Origin of the sequence: Cryobacterium shii (assembly GCF_004402595.1) — a bacterium.
Taxonomy (GTDB): Bacteria; Actinomycetota; Actinomycetes; order Actinomycetales; family Microbacteriaceae; genus Cryobacterium; species Cryobacterium shii.
In genome coordinates, this window is sequence record NZ_SOFY01000050.1 from 1 (window position 1) to 1,028 (window position 1,028).

Annotated in this window: 1 protein-coding gene; it reads left to right on the top strand. The window is 61.9% G+C overall.

Annotated elements, in window-relative coordinates; genetic code table 11:
- Nucleotides 1-110 precede the first annotated feature (110 nt).
- Nucleotides 111-1,013 (top strand): IS982 family transposase, encoded by a 903-nt coding sequence (locus E3O49_RS09610; RefSeq protein ID WP_134365202.1) that lies wholly within the window; start codon nt 111-113, stop codon nt 1,011-1,013.
- Nucleotides 1,014-1,028 lie beyond the last annotated feature (15 nt).

Genomic DNA, 1,028 nt, shown 5'->3' on the forward strand with positions numbered 1-1,028 from the left:
CTAGATGAGTGAGTCCTAATCGATTGTCGGTAGCGGTACACGTCTAGTCAGATCGGACTGGCCCGGCGTGGACGCTGTTAATCGAAGGCGGAGGGTGTTAAACCCTGTTTGTGAAGACAGATCTGAACACCCTCCTGACCACACTTTACGTCCATCTAGACGATCGGATCATCCCCGCGCTGGGGTTTTCCAGACGGGGGCGGCCCGGGCGCCCGCCGGCCCTGACCGACATTGAGCTGCTCTGCCTCGTCGTCGCCCAACATCTGCTCGGCATCGCCTCGGACCGAAAATGGATCCGCTACGCGAACACGTACCTCAGGCCCATGTTTCCGAATCTGCCCCAACAATCCGGGTGGGGCAAACGCGTTCGCCAAGCCACCGGGCTGCTCTCCGCGGTGATCACAGAACTGGGCAGGGATACCCCGTCCTGGGGCGAGATCACGCGGCTAATCGACTCCACCCCGGTGCCCTGCGGCAAGTCCCGAGAGACCGTGAAACGCTCCGACCTGGCCGGACACGCCGGCTACGGATACTGCGCTTCCCACTCCCGTTACTTCTGGGGATTCCGCCTCTATCTGGTCTGCACCCCAGATGGCATGCCCGTCGTCTGGGGCCTGGCCAACCCCAAAATCGGCGAACGCGAAGCTGCCCAGGCGATGCTGCGCCACGACCGACACCTCATCCAGCAGGGCCAAATCATCATCGGCGACAAAGGGTTCGCCGGCCGCGAGTTCGAAGGGTTCATCACCGACGAACTCGGCGCTCACCTGATCCGACCGGACCGTAAGGACGAGAAGAAACGCTTCGGGAAACTCGGCGGAATCCGCCAATGGGTCGAGTCCGTCTTCGACACTCTCAAAGGCCAACTCACCCTCGAAGACCATGGCGGACGCACTATCCCGGGCCTTTACTCCCGCGTCGCCGGCCGACTACTCGCCCTCGCCGCCGGAATCTGGCACAACTGGCTCCTCGGAACACCCAACAAACGATCCCTCATCGCCTACGACCATTAGGACTCACTCATCTAG